Source organism: Polynucleobacter sp. MG-5-Ahmo-C2 (assembly GCF_018687735.1).
Lineage (GTDB): Bacteria > Pseudomonadota > Gammaproteobacteria > Burkholderiales > Burkholderiaceae > Polynucleobacter.
Window position 1 is genome coordinate 1559880 of sequence record NZ_CP061304.1, and the last position, 15869, is coordinate 1575748.

The 15869-nt window shown below is 44.0% G+C and carries 17 protein-coding genes and 1 tRNA gene; 6 read left to right on the plus strand and 12 right to left on the minus strand.

Annotation, left to right across the window (positions count from 1 at the left end):
• The first annotated feature begins 7 nt into the window (after positions 1-7).
• The gene (locus C2740_RS07975; RefSeq protein WP_215293015.1) at positions 8-610 is read left to right on the plus strand and encodes a DUF2946 family protein; all 603 of its coding nucleotides are present in this window, start codon (positions 8-10) and stop codon (positions 608-610) included.
• On the opposite strand, the gene C2740_RS07980 is transcribed toward C2740_RS07975, so the two are convergent.
• The gene (locus C2740_RS07980; RefSeq protein ID WP_215293017.1) at positions 607-2307 is read right to left on the minus strand and encodes a M48 family metalloprotease; all 1701 of its coding nucleotides are present in this window, start codon (positions 2305-2307) and stop codon (positions 607-609) included. The genes C2740_RS07975 and C2740_RS07980 overlap by 4 nt on opposite strands.
• Before the next feature lie 23 nt (positions 2308-2330).
• Here C2740_RS07980 and moaC point away from each other — a divergent pair, with 23 nt between their 5' ends.
• Positions 2331-2807: a cyclic pyranopterin monophosphate synthase MoaC gene (gene moaC / locus C2740_RS07985; protein WP_215293019.1), complete on the plus strand. Its 477-nt coding sequence runs from the start codon at positions 2331-2333 to the stop codon at positions 2805-2807.
• A gap of 37 nt (positions 2808-2844) precedes the next feature.
• Here moaC and C2740_RS07990 read toward each other — a convergent pair whose 3' ends face one another.
• Positions 2845-3459 carry a glycosyltransferase family A protein gene (locus C2740_RS07990; protein ID WP_215293020.1) on the minus strand — a complete coding sequence of 205 codons (615 nt, stop codon included), beginning with the start codon at positions 3457-3459 and terminating at the stop codon, positions 2845-2847.
• A 255-nt stretch (positions 3460-3714) separates the two neighbouring features.
• Here C2740_RS07990 and C2740_RS07995 point away from each other — a divergent pair, with 255 nt between their 5' ends.
• Positions 3715-4428 carry a hypothetical protein gene (locus tag C2740_RS07995; RefSeq protein ID WP_215293022.1) on the plus strand — a complete coding sequence of 238 codons (714 nt, stop codon included), beginning with the start codon at positions 3715-3717 and terminating at the stop codon, positions 4426-4428.
• A 4-nt stretch (positions 4429-4432) separates the two neighbouring features.
• Here the strand turns inward: C2740_RS07995 and C2740_RS08000 are convergent, their stop codons facing one another.
• The 9 genes from C2740_RS08000 to C2740_RS08040 form a co-directional block, all read right to left on the minus strand.
• Positions 4433-6304, minus strand: coding sequence for a tetratricopeptide repeat protein (locus tag C2740_RS08000; RefSeq protein WP_215293024.1), 1872 nt, complete (start codon positions 6302-6304; stop codon positions 4433-4435).
• 99 nt (positions 6305-6403) lie between these two features.
• Positions 6404-6916, minus strand: a complete 513-nt coding sequence (locus tag C2740_RS08005) for a pilin (protein WP_215293026.1) — start codon at positions 6914-6916, stop codon at positions 6404-6406.
• A 121-nt stretch (positions 6917-7037) separates the two neighbouring features.
• Positions 7038-7745 carry a TerC family protein gene (locus C2740_RS08010; RefSeq protein WP_215293028.1) on the minus strand — a complete coding sequence of 236 codons (708 nt, stop codon included), beginning with the start codon at positions 7743-7745 and terminating at the stop codon, positions 7038-7040.
• Positions 7746-7854: 109 nt separating this feature from the next.
• Complete coding sequence (gene sucD / locus C2740_RS08015; protein WP_215293030.1) at positions 7855-8748, minus strand: succinate--CoA ligase subunit alpha; 894 nt, start codon at positions 8746-8748, stop codon at positions 7855-7857.
• Between the two features lie 15 nt (positions 8749-8763).
• On the minus strand, positions 8764-9933 hold the full coding sequence (gene sucC, locus C2740_RS08020) for an ADP-forming succinate--CoA ligase subunit beta (RefSeq protein WP_215293032.1): 1170 nt from the start codon (positions 9931-9933) through the stop codon (positions 8764-8766).
• 188 nt (positions 9934-10121) lie between these two features.
• A complete protein-coding gene (recX, locus tag C2740_RS08025) occupies positions 10122-10649 on the minus strand; it encodes a recombination regulator RecX (RefSeq protein ID WP_215293034.1) in 528 nt (175 codons plus the stop codon).
• Positions 10650-10653: 4 nt separating this feature from the next.
• Positions 10654-11745 carry a recombinase RecA gene (gene recA, locus C2740_RS08030; protein WP_215293036.1) on the minus strand — a complete coding sequence of 364 codons (1092 nt, stop codon included), beginning with the start codon at positions 11743-11745 and terminating at the stop codon, positions 10654-10656.
• 118 nt (positions 11746-11863) lie between these two features.
• Positions 11864-12397 (minus strand): DUF2878 domain-containing protein, encoded by a 534-nt coding sequence (locus C2740_RS08035; protein ID WP_215293038.1) that lies wholly within the window; start codon positions 12395-12397, stop codon positions 11864-11866.
• Between the two features lie 60 nt (positions 12398-12457).
• Positions 12458-12534, minus strand: a tRNA-Met gene (locus C2740_RS08040).
• A gap of 143 nt (positions 12535-12677) precedes the next feature.
• On the opposite strand from C2740_RS08040, the gene C2740_RS08045 reads away from it, so the two are divergent.
• The 3 genes from C2740_RS08045 to C2740_RS08055 all read left to right on the plus strand — a co-directional run bounded on the left by C2740_RS08045 (position 12678) and on the right by C2740_RS08055 (position 14099).
• Positions 12678-13064 carry a hypothetical protein gene (locus tag C2740_RS08045; RefSeq protein WP_215293040.1) on the plus strand — a complete coding sequence of 129 codons (387 nt, stop codon included), beginning with the start codon at positions 12678-12680 and terminating at the stop codon, positions 13062-13064.
• 88 nt (positions 13065-13152) lie between these two features.
• Positions 13153-13473: a DUF6150 family protein gene (locus tag C2740_RS08050; protein WP_215293041.1), complete on the plus strand. Its 321-nt coding sequence runs from the start codon at positions 13153-13155 to the stop codon at positions 13471-13473.
• Between the two features lie 14 nt (positions 13474-13487).
• Positions 13488-14099, plus strand: coding sequence for an MOSC domain-containing protein (locus C2740_RS08055; protein WP_215293043.1), 612 nt, complete (start codon positions 13488-13490; stop codon positions 14097-14099).
• Between the two features lie 54 nt (positions 14100-14153).
• Here C2740_RS08055 and C2740_RS08060 read toward each other — a convergent pair whose 3' ends face one another.
• Positions 14154-15824: an MFS transporter gene (locus C2740_RS08060; RefSeq protein WP_215293045.1), complete on the minus strand. Its 1671-nt coding sequence runs from the start codon at positions 15822-15824 to the stop codon at positions 14154-14156.
• Positions 15825-15869: the final 45 nt, after the last annotated feature.

A 15869-nucleotide genomic window follows, 5' to 3' on the forward strand; every position in this document is an offset into this window, starting at 1 on the left:
TATCAATATGGATGAGCAAGTATTACGGTCGCTCATCAAGTGGCCCAATGTGCCAGATTGCTTTGGTTGGCTTGCTTTAGATCGACGTGGGCAATGGCGCATGCGCGATGAATTCTCCCAGCAAAATAAATTACCTGGCCAAATAATTACCCATACAGCATTAAATGAATTTATCTCCAGAAACTACGCCTACGATACTTTAGGAAGATACTTTTTCCAGAACGGCCCACAGCGTGTCTTCATTACACTCGACATCACCCCTTGGATAGCGCGTATAACCCCAAGCGAAAATGGCTCAGAACTTCTTACTCAATGCAAAAACCCAATCAAACCAAGTAGCGCCTTAAGCGATGAAAACGGCAATATTTATATTGTCGGAATAGTAAATCAAGTTCAATCTTCTAAAGAAGATTTCCAGACCGTAGCGCTTTTGCATGATCATGACTTAGATCATTTTTCCCAATTAGCAAAGCTTCATGAAGAAGCTTGTAGTTTTGGCGGATCCTGGATTTGGCAAGGTAAACAATTACCTCTAGATCCCATTCTCTCAGAAGAGCTCGCTGCACGCTTTAATTTTGTTGCTAAACCGAGCGAGAACGTTGGCTCTTAACTCGGCAGCTTTCCTTGCTCTTTGAGCTCATCCTGATACTGTCTTTGCATCTCGCGCAAACGCGCATCAATACTAGAGCCCTGATAGTAATCGGAGCCACCGGCAGAACGGGCAATCTTTAATTGCTCAATTGCTGATGGCCACGCACCTTCAAGAGCATACTTTTCACCGAGAGCGTAATGACGCATGGATACATTCTTAGCCTGATCATATGCTTTTGATAACAAACTCCACCAGACAATTTCATTAGGCTGCAAGCGAGTTCGAGATTTAAGCCAAGTAATCGCATCATTGGTACGGCCAAGCGCCAAATCCGCATTGATCATTGCAGCACCAGCAGCATATGACTGAGGGTAAGCACGAAAAGTCGCTTGCGCAATCTGTAAGGCCTCTTCTCCCCTGCCTTTAGCCAGAGCTAACTCGGATGCCGTGATATCTAAAGACAAACTTTGCCTCTGAATCGGCGAACCTGGAGCGCTAGCAGCCTGCGCTAAATTACGGGCTAGCTGCAAATACATTTCAGCTTGATCCACTTTGCCTTGCCGTTGCGCAATGAGAGCTAAGCCATAAAAGCCCTCCATTTGTTTTCCTGCCTGAGGCTGCTTACTCAAGCTTTCAAAAGTATTTTTAAGATCGTATAAACCGCTTGAAGTTCCTGACTGCTCCATACGCGCTCTAGCCTTGATGAAATAAAACTCGACTGATGTTGGAACATTGCGTGCATCAACTCTTCTTGCTCTATCTTGCATATCAGCAATACGATCAGTGGTTAAGGGGTGAGTCCTGACATAAGCGGGGACCCCTTTATCCATAACACTTGTAGCCCTTTGTAGGCGCTGGAAAAATCCAGGGGCGCCATTAACATCATATCCACTAGCATCCAAAATCTGAAAGCCAACGCGATCAGCCTCACGTTCAGCATCCCTTGAATAGGAAAGTTGATTATCAATGGCGACTGCCTGACCACCTTGCATTAAGCCCGCAGCAGCTGAAGGGTTGCGCGACATTGCAAGTGCACCAAGCACCATACCTGCAATTGCAATCATGGTGTTAGTAGATTGCTTATCCATCTGACGAGCGAGATGACGCTGTAATACGTGCCCAGTCTCATGGCCCATTACTGAGGCCACTTCTGAATCTGTCTCTGCGCTGACTAGCAACCCCGTATGAAAACCAATAAAGCCGCCAGGTAAGGCAAACGCATTGATGCTACTGTCTTTAACTGCAAATACTTCAAAGTTATAGGCGCCACTACCCTGTTCATTAGCGCCACCAAGTTGTAATCTTTTCGCAGCCTGTAATAGGCGGCGTTCCATTTGATTTAAGAAATCATAAATGGGTAAATCATTAGAAAAATCGGGATCAGGACGAATCTGACGCATGATCATTTCGCCATATTTACGCTCATCAATCCGGCTTAAAGAGTCTCCACCAGGATCTCCCATGTCGGGCAAAATAATATTGGGCTGACTTTGTAGAGCGCTACGAGCGGGCAGCTTGGACGATTTGGCATCAGGAGACTGCATGGCCCTGCCAATATTTTGGATGGCTGCAGAATTACCGTCTACCGAAACATCTCCAACAGGGGCGGCAGCATAAGCAGGCACAATTCCCGAGAATGCCAAAGCGGCTATCAGCTGAGTAGCCAAAATGCGCTCCAAAAATGAGGTTTTTCTGATGATCTTTATTTCCTGCATCCCCATATGGTAAAACTTATCCCATGAACAAACTAACTCATTTTGATGAAAGTGGCCAAGCCCATATGGTGAATGTGGGTGATAAGGCCTCCACCCACAGAGTCGCCATTGCTACAGGCACGATCAGCATGCTCCCCGATACCTTCACAATGGTTCAAGAAGGAAATCATAAAAAGGGGGATGTATTAGGCATTGCCAGAATCGCAGGGATTCAGGCATCAAAGAAAACGGCAGATCTTATTCCACTGTGCCATCCACTAGCCTTAACCCACGTTAGCTTAGACTTTCAGCTCGATCAAAAAACTAGTAGTATCAGTTGCCAAGTAAAAGCAGAAACAACAGGGCCAACCGGCGTCGAAATGGAAGCCCTCACCGCAGTCCAAGTCGCCCTACTAACAATCTACGATATGTGCAAAGCAGTAGACCGTGGCATGGTGATAAGTGATGTTAAGCTTCTTGAAAAGAGTGGTGGAAAGTCTGGGTTATGGAAAGCAAAATAGCAAATTATTAAGGGTCTCTATCATAAAATGATCATTGTCAATTATGCACAAGAAGTACTCGTTGAATTTTGACAAGAGACAAGGATTCAGGATATTTTAAATTCGCGATATCCTCAAAGTAGGTGGCATCACCCGCAAAAGTCTTATCCCTGAAACCAGCTTTTGACGCAAGATTTGCTTTAATAATTGCGGCCCCCATATCTATTGACGCCCTTTGAAAACTTGTTTCAAAGAAAGAATATGCTGGTAAATTTCTTAGCCCGGGGCCGTCATGACTATGAATCATGTCAAAAATAATCCCATCCGGTGAGTGAACCAAAAATACTTCATTTAAAAATTCAACCGCCCGTGGAACATAGTAGTTATCTGCATTTGTCAGCAAAACATAGTCTCCTTTGATGTTTTGGAGGCCAATTTCTCTTAATGAATGCCCATAATCATTAAATCTATTTTTAGTGCTCAGGTATTCTATTCGCTCCTTTGCGTGCGAGCGATATTCGGCCATAATTGCATCGAATTCATCACTTAACCCGTCATGAATCACAGTCAGAATCCAATTATCCGAAGATTGATTCAGCCAAGATTGAACAAAAACCTTGAGCTGTCCAAATTTTTCAAAAGCTACTGCAATAACATGAATTTTAGGTGGCATATTGAGGGAATTTAGTCATTAAAAAATTGAAGGTAAGAAAAATTCATAATAATTTACAGTTATTATGGCTAGTAAATAAGGCATAACTAAAGTTAGGACTAGCAGTTGAAGCCATGGCGCTAAATTCAATTAACCGATTTATAGTCTGCACAGACCATGCTAAATTAACTTCATATTGATAAGAATTATATTCCCCAAAAACATCAATGTATCCTGAAACATACCATCGGCATTAATTTAAAAGAGGTTTACATAGTGAGTTCAATTGTTTTAATTACCACGGCAAATACACCCCCAAAGGATGTGCCATTTCTACAGATGACAAATGTTGTAACCCGATACATCACTGCAAAAGCTTCGGTTTTCTTTTGGGCCGCTCAAGGAATAAAAAAAATTGTTATTGCTGATGCAACCGGAGGAAGCCTTCTTAATGCAGATGAAGTTTTGCTATTAAACGATATCGGTGTAAATGTAGAACAAATTTCCTACCTGCAAAATAGCGAAGAGATAATATTAAAAGGTAAGGGGTATGGCGAAGGAAGATTACTAAAATTTGCATTAGAGAGTTCAACCTTCTTGAGGGATGCGCCAAATTTTTTTAAATGCACTGGCAAGGTTTACTGTAGAAACTTTGAAACGATACTTCAGCTAATACAAGAAAATAATATACAAAATATTTTCTGGAGACATCTTGATGATGGTGATCCATCGAAACCTTGGGCAGACCTAAGATTTTTTTTTACTACTAGAAAATTTTGCGCAGAAATTTTAATACCCGCTTACCTAAATTCCGACGACAAAGTAGCGGCTGTTGAATATTCCTGCTTCAATGCTCTTAATGAGAGCTTACCAACCGCTAAGGCAATAAGGCCTTTACTTTCCGGATTTGCTGGCGGTACAGGTAAACAATACTTTGACTTAAGTCTAGGATTCCTAGACATGAGCTACCCTTGCTGGGTCGGCACTTAGCACTTTAATGAATATGTAAACCCACATCAATCTGAATTTTTTCCAACACCCCTGCCCAGTCACCAATTTTCTCCTGCCTATACAAGCTTATTGAGGGGTACCAAGGGGTATCGGATCTATCTAAGAGCCACCTCCAATCTGGGACGAAAGGTAGTAGCACCCAGGTTTTTTTACCTAAGGCGCCACTTAAATGCGCCACACTTGTATCAACACTAATAACGAGATCTAAGCACTCTATCAGGGCGGCACTATCACCAAAGCTCTTAAGATATTGCGAAAAGTTTCGGATCCTTGTATTTAACTCAAGAGTCAATTGATCCGCTTCGCGAACCTCTTTTTGAAGACTAATGTACTCATAGTGTTCTGGCAGGTAAGGGAGCAAGTCTTTTAATGCCAAGCTGCGGTTGTAGTCATTCTTGTGATCTGGATTGCCGCTCCATACCAAACCTATTCTCGGTTTAGTCTTTTGACCTAATCTTGCTTCCCATTCAGTTACCGCCGCAAAATTGCCAGATAAATACTTCTGTGCAGATGGGATGTTGCTTAGATTAGTTTTAAATGCCAAAGGCAGACTGAGAAGAGGGCACTGGAAATCAAATGATGGAAGCTCTTGCTCCTTGATGACTAGCTGCGAAACGCCATCCAAGTCAGATAGGAGGGTAACAAGAGGATCAGGCACCTCCAAGATAACGCGCGCACCTAATTCTGAAACTAATTTTGCGTACCGACAAAACTGAATAAAATCACCCAACCCTTGTTCACCATAAAGTAAGATGGATTTATCTTTGAGTGACTCAGTGCCAGCCCAACAAGGTTTATCGAAGCGACGATTTCCTATGACTTTGCTCACTGAATCTGAACTCCATCGACTTTCATATAAGGGTAGACCACGTTCAAAATCGCCTTGCAGCAAAAGGGTTAGGGATTTATTCCAAACTGCTTCGTGATAATTAGGTTTGAGGGTTATGGCACTATCGTATGATGCAAGCGCTCTTTCAAAGCACTTAAGACCATGATAGGCTACCCCCTTATTTCCCCATACTTGGTAATAGCTACCATTTAGATTTAATACCTTGTCATAGATCGCAATTGCTTGATCTAAGTGTTGCTGCTCATGCAACGCAATACCCTTGTTAGTCAAAACTTCGTAGTCATCAGGTTTGAAAAGTAGCGCATAGTTATAGTGAGTTAAGGCTTGGTCATAAAGCCCCAAGGCTTTCAACGCCATACCTTTATTAGCCAAAATCTCAAAATCATCTTGCTTAATACTCAAGGCTGAATCATAGGCGACTATTGCCTCGCGGTAACGACCAAGTTTATACAAAATAATTCCCTTACTGGCCAAAACTTTAAAGTCATTGGGATTTACACTAAGTGCATGATCGAATGCAATACCAGCCTCCTCATAACGTCTTAACTCTTTGAGGGTGGCGCCTTTATTTAGATAGGCTTCAGCGTAATTGGGCTCTAGTAACAGGGCCTTATCGTAGGCTATTATTGCTTCTTCGTAAAAATGTAAGGCTGACTGGGCCTTCCCATAGTTAAGCCAGGCATCTGGATTATTAGGGTTGAGCTCTACTGCTTTCTTATGATGGGGGATAGACTCTTTGTCAAAACCAGAATCCATCAGGGCCTTTGCCAAGTTGTATTGAATGGATGCATCGCTTGGATTGAGACGAGCTGCCCTGCTGAGTAGATCTGCAGCCTCTTTGTATTTATTCTGGGATGCCTTGATGAGGCCAAGGACATGCAAGGCAGGAAGATTCTTCGGATCAACCTGAATAATTCTTTTAAGAATTGAGTCTGCCCCATCAAAATTTCCATTTTGAAAGGCTTGTATGCCCTGCTGAAGCATGATTTGGAGCTGAGGATTCATGAGCTTATTTTATATCTAGACATCATTGAAAAGCATCGGCTTCAAGCAAAACTAAACCACCCTTTGGTGGCTCAGCTTTATCAAAAAAATCCAATCGCCCTATTTATTTATTCTGCACTCAGACGGCAGCAGCTGAGATAACAGATTTGTTTCAGTAGATCTACAAGACCAACCACCTGACCAAGTTGCCCCCTCTGGCTTGGATAAATCAATTGGTCTAGGCACATTAAGATCCGGCTCATTAGTCGGAATAAGATGTAATGTATTTTTACCCTCTGGCGCAACACTGACTTGGTAGTCAATAGCGATTGCCCCCGAAGGTGTAATTTCTATTAACTTAACGCTACGAGTTGGTCCAAAAGTAAATGATCCACTTGTTGCCTCATCCATAGGGACTGTCCCACGACTTGCAAATGCTTCTGTAACAGCAAGTTTTGCGCTTGAAGATAAATTCATGCCCTCTACAACCCGACTTCGGGCAATGTAATCTTGATACTGCGGCACTGCAACTGCTACCAAAATTCCAATGATGGCCACCACCACCATTACCTCGATTAATGTAAATCCTGCCTCCTGGCTTTGGTTCTCTACTTCTTTGCTTAGACTTTGCATATCTTCTAACTCCTGAGGTGAAATTCCTCATCATCCAGTCTATGCCGCTTCTGCTCAAGAAATCTACGCGAAAAAAAACCGGCTTTCGAGGCCGGCTTTTACTGATTCTGGTGAGAGCAAATTAAGCTTTAGCCTTCTTATTATTCTTTTTCTTGAGATAAGTGCCCAACAGGATCACGATAGCAACGCCAATGCCCTCGAAGATCATATGCGCATCTTCAAATGCAGCTTGCATCGATTCCTTGATTGCTGGATCTTCAACTAACATGCCACCAGCCAAGAGACCTAGAAGGCCCGCACCCAAAGTAATAATGACTGGAAAGCGGTCCATAACCTTGAGGAGCATAGTGCTGCCAAAAATGATCAATGGAATAGAGAGTCCAAGGCCAATAATGAGCAAGGCTAAGCGAGTTTCCTCAGGCCCCTTTTGTGCTGCAGCAGCTACAGCAAGAACGTTATCCAAGCTCATCACCAAGTCAGCAACCAAAATCGTCCGAATAGCGCCCCAGATATTGGAATGGCCATGCATCTCTTCTTCTTCGCCGCTGTCAGCAAGTAGCTGAACCCCAATATAGACCAGCAAAATAGCGCCAATAATCTTGAGGTACGGCAAAGCCAATAACTGCACAGCAGTTACTGTAAGCACTACGCGCAAAATAATTGCGGCGGCACTTCCCCAGAAGATTGCTTTCTTTTGTTGATTAGGCGGCAGATTGCGTGAAGCTAAGGCAATCACAACCGCGTTATCGCCTGACAGCAAAATATTGGCAATAATGATTGATAAAAGCGCTGCCCAGAATGCTGGGCCTGAAAATGCTGAAAAATCCATAATGTCTCCTACATTTTTATGTTTTAACTACTTTTTTAAACTACCCATTACTACAAAAAAGATACTGCCGAACGCTATTGGTATAGCAGCATCCTTTCTTTGTCACTAATTACAACATGGCTTTCAATAAAGCAGCCATTTCCGATGGATTCTTTGTTACTTTGAAGCCACACTCTTCCATTACGGCGAGTTTGGCATCAGCAGTATCAGCACCACCAGAAATCAATGCCCCAGCATGACCCATGCGTTTTCCAGGAGGCGCTGTAACCCCAGCAATAAAGCCAACTACAGGCTTTTTCATATGATCTTTACACCAGCGGGCAGCTTCAGCTTCATCTGGACCACCAATTTCACCGATCATGATGACCGCATCAGTTTCTGGATCTTCGTTAAACATGCGCATGACGTCGATATGCTTCAAGCCATTGATTGGGTCTCCGCCAATACCAACTGCAGTGGACTGACCTAAGCCGATTGCAGTCAATTGACCCACTGCTTCGTAAGTTAAGGTACCAGAACGACTTACAACACCGATGCGGCCCTTTTTGTGAATGTGGCCGGGCATGATACCAATCTTAATTTCGTCAGGAGTAATAATTCCTGGGCAGTTTGGGCCTAGCAACAAAGTCTTCTTGCCGCCTTTAGCTTCTTTTGCCCTCATCTTGTTGCGCACTTCTAGCATGTCGCGTACTGGAATACCTTCAGTAATACAGATCACGAAATCAAGGTCAGCCTCAACTGCTTCCCAGATCGCAGCAGCAGCGCCAGGAGGCGGAACGTAAATGACGGAAGCTGTTGCGCCAGTTTGCTGAGCAGCTTCTTTAACGGTTGCATAAATCGGAATATTAAAAATAGACTCGCCAGCTTTTTTAGGATTTACTCCAGCAACAAAGCAATTTTTGCCGTTTGCATACTCTTGACACTTCTCAGTATGAAACTGACCGGTCTTACCAGTAATACCCTGTGTAATAACTTTGGTGTTTTTATTAACTAATATAGACATTTCAAAATTCCTGGATTATTTGTTTTTGGCAACAGCAGCAACTACCTTCGTAGCTGCTTCAGCCATTGAATCGGCGCTAATAATTGGCAAACCAGAGTCTGCAAGAATCTTCTTGCCCAACTCTTCGTTTGTACCCTTCATGCGCACAACCAAAGGTACCGTGAGATTGACTGCTTTGCAGGCTGTAACCACACCATCGGCAATCACATCGCAACGCATAATGCCGCCGAAGATGTTTACCAAAATTGCTTCAACACTCTTGTTCTTGAGCATGATTTTGAATGCTTCAGTTACTTTTTCAGCTGTAGCACCACCGCCAACATCCAAGAAATTTGCTGGCTCACCGCCGAATAGCTTAATGGTATCCATGGTTGCCATCGCTAAACCAGCGCCATTCACTAAGCAACCGATATTGCCATCTAAAGAAATATAAGCAAGGTCAAACTTAGAAGCTTCGATCTCTGCAGCATCTTCTTCATCGATATCGCGATAAGCAACGATTTCTGGATGGCGAAATAAAGCGTTTGGATCAAAGTTGAACTTCGCATCAAGAGCCTTGATCTTGCCATTACCTTCAAGAATCAATGGATTAATCTCTACTAAGGAGGCATCGGTATCCCAGTAGGTCTTATACAAGTTTTTGAATACATCGCGAGCCATTGGAATGGAGGCTTCCGGAACCCCAATACCCTTCGCAACGATGTCACAGTCTGCATCTGTCAAGCCAATTAATGGATCAACAAATACTTTGATGATTTTTTCTGGATGAGATTCAGCAACTTCCTCGATATCCATGCCGCCCTCACTAGAGGCCATGATCACATTTTTTTGTGTACCACGATCTGTAACAATACTGAAGTAGTACTCTTTTTTGATATCAGCGCCGTCTTCAATTAAGAGGCGATTTACTTTTTGACCTTCAGGGCCTGTTTGGTGTGTCTTAAGCTGCATGCCCAAAATTTCAGATGCGTATTTCTTCACTTCGTCCATGCTTCTAGCCAACTTTACGCCACCACCTTTACCGCGACCACCTGCATGAATCTGCGCCTTAACAACCCATACAGGGCCGCCAAGTTTTTCAGCAGCCGACATCGCTTCATCTACACTAAATGCAGGGATGCCGTTTGGAACTGGCACATTAAATTGGCGCAGAAGTTCTTTGCCTTGGTACTCGTGAATTTTCATAATTACTCCGAAACGGTATCTTTTTTAGCAAGCGATGAGGATTAGTTAAACCGATGTTGCCTTGATCCCAAACTTACCCTGAAAATAGCTAAATTAGCTAAATTTGAATAAATGTGAATGGCTTGACCGACTTCATAAGTCTAGCATGCTGCAACGCGGCAATTACCCATCTCCGATCCGTAATTGCCCTAATCAGGCTGTTGCCCGCCAATGACCTTTACCACCACTTCAGAGCTAAAACCCTTTGAGGCTAAAAAGCGATACTGCCGGGCACGCTCTTTTTGATCCAAGGCTCGCTCTCCATACTTTCGAGTCCAAAGCTCATAGGCGCGTTGATACTCTGTTTCCTTGAGGCCGGCCAAGAGTTTCGCCGATTGTTTCGAATCAATCCCAGCTCGCTCTAATTCACCCTGTATTTTTCGCATTCCATACCGCTCGCTACGCCTGCGAACCAATGCCCCTGCAAAACGCTCATCCGAGAGCCAGCCCCTGCCCTCAAATTCGTCTAAAACAGCCTCAATATTTAAATCGATAGATTCTGGGTTCTGGTCAGCCTGCTCACCCCCCAACTTTGCCCACCACGCCTCTGATTCTGCAAGCTTTGCGGCCAAACCTTTACGACTATATTCTCGGAGCGATAAAAGACGCAAAGCCCGAGCTTTGAGACTCGGGCTTTGTTTGGTTCTTTCTTTGCTTTTGCTATCTAGCTCAGACATCGAACTATTCGACTTCCTCTTCTTCGCTCAGCACATCAGTAACCACCGCTGAGCCAGATTTAACACCCAACTTTTCGCGAATCTTTGCCTCGATATCCTTAGCAATTGCTGGGTTCTCTTTTAGGAACTCGCGCACATTATCCTTACCTTGACCAATACGATCGCCGTTGTAGCTATACCAAGAACCGGATTTTTCAACGAGGTCAGCCTCAACGCCCATATCAATGATTTCGCCTTCTCTAGAAATACCAGCGCCGTACATGATGTCAAAAATCGCCTCGCGGAATGGAGGAGAAACCTTGTTCTTTACAACCTTCACACGGGTTTCATTACCAACCACCTCATCACCTTTTTTGATACTACCGATGCGACGAATATCCAAACGCATAGAGGCATAGAACTTCAGTGCATTACCACCAGTTGTAGTCTCTGGCGAACCAAACATCACGCCAATCTTCATGCGAATTTGGTTAATAAAGATTACGGTTGTATTTGTACGCTTGATCGCGCCAGTCAACTTACGCAACGCTTGACTCATTAAACGAGCCTGCAGGCCTGGCAATGAATCTCCCATATCACCTTCAATCTCAGCCTTTGGAACCAATGCAGCAACCGAATCAATTACGATCAAATCAATAGAGCCTGAGCGCACTAACGCATCAGCGATTTCTAAAGCTTGTTCACCGGTATCAGGTTGAGAGATCAATAGGTTATTTACATCAACGCCTAAACGTGATGCGTACTGAACATCTAAAGCATGCTCAGCATCAATAAAGGCACAAGTACCACCGAGCTTTTGCATTTCTGCAATCGCATGCAGAGTCAATGTTGTTTTTCCGGATGATTCTGGTCCGTAGATCTCAATCACTCGACCACGTGCTAGACCGCCAACTCCAAGGGCAATATCAAGACCGAGTGATCCACTGGATACCACTTGAATATCTTGGCTAATTTCAGCATCGCCCAATCTCATGATTGAACCCTTGCCAAATTGCTTCTCAATTTGCGCCAAGGCTGCTGTTAATGCTTTTTGCTTATCTCCGCTCATTCCCTCAAATTCTGAGGAGGCTGATTTTCTTTTGTCATCCAAGGCCATTTTTGATTCCTTTTCGCTTTGTATTGGGCTTTTTCCCGAAGTTTTATCTACTGTTTCACAACTTAGAAGTTACTGTATATAAAAACAGTACTCTTTGCAAGATACTTTTTACAGGAATTTACAGATTTTTTACTAAGCCCTGCTCGATAGGGGTTCGATCCCAATAGAAAAACAGGGGTATTGCCACGCCCCAAACCAGTCCCAATAAGATGAAACCGATAATTTGACCCCCAGGACCCCATTCTCCAGCCCCCATCCGAATACCAGCCTCATAGGACATAGGGCCAGCAATGGCTCCCAATACAGCCCCCACGATAGGCCTACCCCGCAACCAAGATAAGGAGCCATTAATAGTAGTGGCCACTAACACCCAAAGAGTCCACATCCATATGGGCGATAGAAAGGGGGATGGCCAGCCATCTCGAAAATCCAAATACCCCAAACGCATAATGAGGGTATCAGTAACAACCCCAAAAATAAGGGCCTTAAATAAGAGGCTTAATTCAGTTTTGGGGGATGGTGAACGCCAAGCATGAAAAGCGATATAGGCCAGAGTGCCAAGAACAGGCCACAACACCTGCTGGTTAGCCGCGCCCAATACGCAGGCAAACCAACCCGCCTGAAAAAGAACAAAGTTCCAAAATTTAGCCATCAGATGATTCTAGCCAACCTAAGAAAAAGGCCACTGCCGGTGGGCAATGGCCTTGAGATTTGGTGGCGAATCAGGGATTTGAACCCCGGACCTGCGGATTATGATTCCGTCGCTCTAACCAGCTGAGCTAATTCGCCGAACTGGTTATTTTAGCGTAATTAAGTGCTACTGTCTAAATATGGCCCACAGCACCCATTAACAGCCCATTAGATAGATTATGGAGACTCAAAAGTAGCGAGGGGAAATCGCTTATAGTTATAAAAAAATATAAGGGGTTGTCGTGAAGCCATTCATAACGCTGATGCTGGTTAGCGCACTGCTAGCTTGCTCCCAAAATGCTGATAACTTAACATTAAGCTGTTACGGGGCTGCCATTAAGACCAAAGCAAAGCAAGAATCCGTTACACCTCAAGTCACGCGAACCTATAAGTTCCAAGATTATAAAATCGATGATTATGACTGCACCCACCAGGCCAATATCATTAGCTGTAATTTTATTAAAGAAGAAAACGGCACTAGGCAACGTAAACGCATTATTTACAACATAAGCACGCATTCATTAGCGGAAATTGACGCCATTTGGGCTGTTGGTGAACAAATAAACGCCAACGAGCGCACTATTGCTAGGGCAGAATTTATTGGTCAATGCCAAAAGCCCATCAATTAATGAATCAGAAAGCGGCATAGTTAAGCTTTCTCGTACCCTGGCAATACCAACACTACCCGCATTGGACGGCGGAAAGTAATATAGGGCAATGAGAAAACATCCCCTCAAATTCTTGATCTTGGCTGTTTTAAGTGCTTTTATGGCTCTGAGTGCGTCTGCATCTCAAATTTTCATCACCAATTACCCGTCTGAAGCGAATGCCAAGGTCTTTGTAAGTAAATACCAGTCAGAAGCCAACTGCATTGTTTACGACACCCAATACTCCAGCGATAACGAACCTGGAGTGTGGTTCTATACAAAATATAAAAGTGATGCCCGTGCGGTGATCTACTACACCCAATACAAATCAGAAGCAGACTTGATTGTGTATTTCACAAAATACAAAAGCGATGCGCGCTGTCGCTACTAATGAGCTCTTCGTCTATGAGACTACTGTCTATTTCGGCAGGCAAAGTTCTGCCGCTGTTTAGCAACCACCATCCCAATTACAAATCGGTTGGCTCTGCAATTCATAAACAGAGCATTAGCAATCTACAAAACCCCAACGCCATTGAAATTACTACCCTTGGTGTTAAGGGTGATGAGCAAGCCGATCTCAGCGTGCATGGTGGATTAGAAAAAGCAATTTATGTTTACCCCTCAGAGCATTACGCTTTTTGGAATCAGCTACTCACCCGAGAAACTAAAAAACCTATTGATCTACAACATGGTGCAATTGGTGAGAACTTCACCATCGAAGGCCTGCTAGAGACTGAAGTTTTTGTTGGGGATAAGTTATTTATTGGCAAACTAGAGTTTGCTGTTGTCAAGTTACGCGAGCCCTGCTTTAAATTCAATGCCAAATTGGGCTATAAGGGCGCGAGCAAGGCCATGCTGCAATCCGGTTTTAGTGGCTGGTATCTGCGAGTCCTCAAGACTGGCGCTTTGACTGCTGGCGCAGAGATCGGCATTGTTCCAGGGACAAGAGATATTTCGATTGCCGATCAAAATCAAAAGCTACTACACAATCGCAATCAAAAAGATTTATGGGAATAAAAAAGCCCGATCATTTTGTGATCGGGCTTTTAATTTACTGCAGACTAAAAAAGCTTAGTCACGTGCATAGATATCTACATCTTTGGTTTCACGAACAAACAATACACCGATTACCAATGTCATCGCAGCGATGATGATTGGGTACCAGAGACCGTAGTAAATGTTACCGTTTTGCGCTACCAAGGCGAAGGAGATCGTTGGCAACAGGCCGCCGAACCAACCGTTACCAATATGGTATGGCAAGGACATCGATGTGTAACGAATACGAGTTGGGAACATCTCAACCAACATCGCAGCGATTGGGCCATAAACCATGGTTACCAAAATCACCAAGTACACCAACAAGCACAACACAGCAACATAGTTGATTTGTGCTGGATCAGCTTTGGCTGGATAACCTTCTTTATTCAACGCTTCGCGAATGGCTTTCTTGAATTCAGCATCCTTGGCTTTAGCTTCAGCAGGATCAACACCCTTTGAAGTGTAGCCATTGATTTCAATATCGCCAATTTTCACAATTGCGGTAGAACCAGGTGCGCCAGCAACAGTGCTGTAGCTCGCAGAGTTGGAAGCCATCACTTGTTTTGCAATATCGCAAGAACTTGTGAATTTCGCTGTACCAGTTGGGTTGAACTGGAAGGTACATTCAGTTGGATCAACGGTGATTGTTGCTGGTGCGGTTGCCATTGCTTTTTCTAACGCTGGGTTAGCAAAGTGAGTTAAAGCATTGAACACAGAAACAGGAGTATTAGGGATGTAAGTAATTACAGCCAATAACAAACCACTCATGATGATCACTTTACGGCCAATCTTGTCTGACCAAGCTCCAAATACTACGAAGAATGGTGTACCGATGACCAACGAAGCAGCAATCAATAAGTTTGCAGTCTTCGCATCTACCTTCAATACTTGGGTGAGGTAGAACAAAGCATAGAACTGACCTGTGTACCAAACTACCGCTTGACCTGCAACCAGGCCAAACAATGCCAAGATCACAATCTTCAAGTTTTTCCACTGGCCAAATGATTCGCCCAAAGGAGACTTAGACAACTTGCCTTCGTCTTTCATCTTCTTGAAAGCTGGTGATTCATTCATGGACAAACGAATCCATACAGAAATTGCTAACAATGCGATAGAAGCGATGAAAGGAACACGCCAGCCCCAAACATCAAAGTCTGGGCCAGTAAATTCACGTGTGAACAAAATCACGAGCAGGGAGAGAAATAAGCCAAGAGTAGCTGTAGTCTGAATCCATGCTGTGTATGCGCCACGTTTGCCATGAGGAGCATGTTCCGCAACATATGTAGCCGCGCCACCGTACTCGCCACCTAAAGCCAAGCCTTGAAGCATACGCAATGCGATCAAGATCACTGGGGCAGCAACGCCAATAGTTGCATAGTTAGGCAAAATCCCCACAATGAAGGTTGCGCCACCCATCAAGAGGATGGTGACCAAGAAGGTGTACTTACGACCAATCAAATCGCCTAAGCGGCCAAACACCAATGCACCGAATGGGCGCACGATGAAACCAGCAGCAAAAGCCAATAAGGCGAAAATAAAGGCAGAGCCAGCATCTAGGCCTGAGAAGAACTGCTTGGCGATAACGGCAGCCAAAGAACCGTAAAGATAAAAGTCGTACCACTCAAAAACCGTACCCAAAGAGGAAGCAAAAATAACTTTGCGCTCTGCGGCGGTCATTGGGGCTGCTTTAGTTGATGTTGACATCAGTAGCTCCTAACTATTTTTATTAAATAAAAAACAACGGATTGA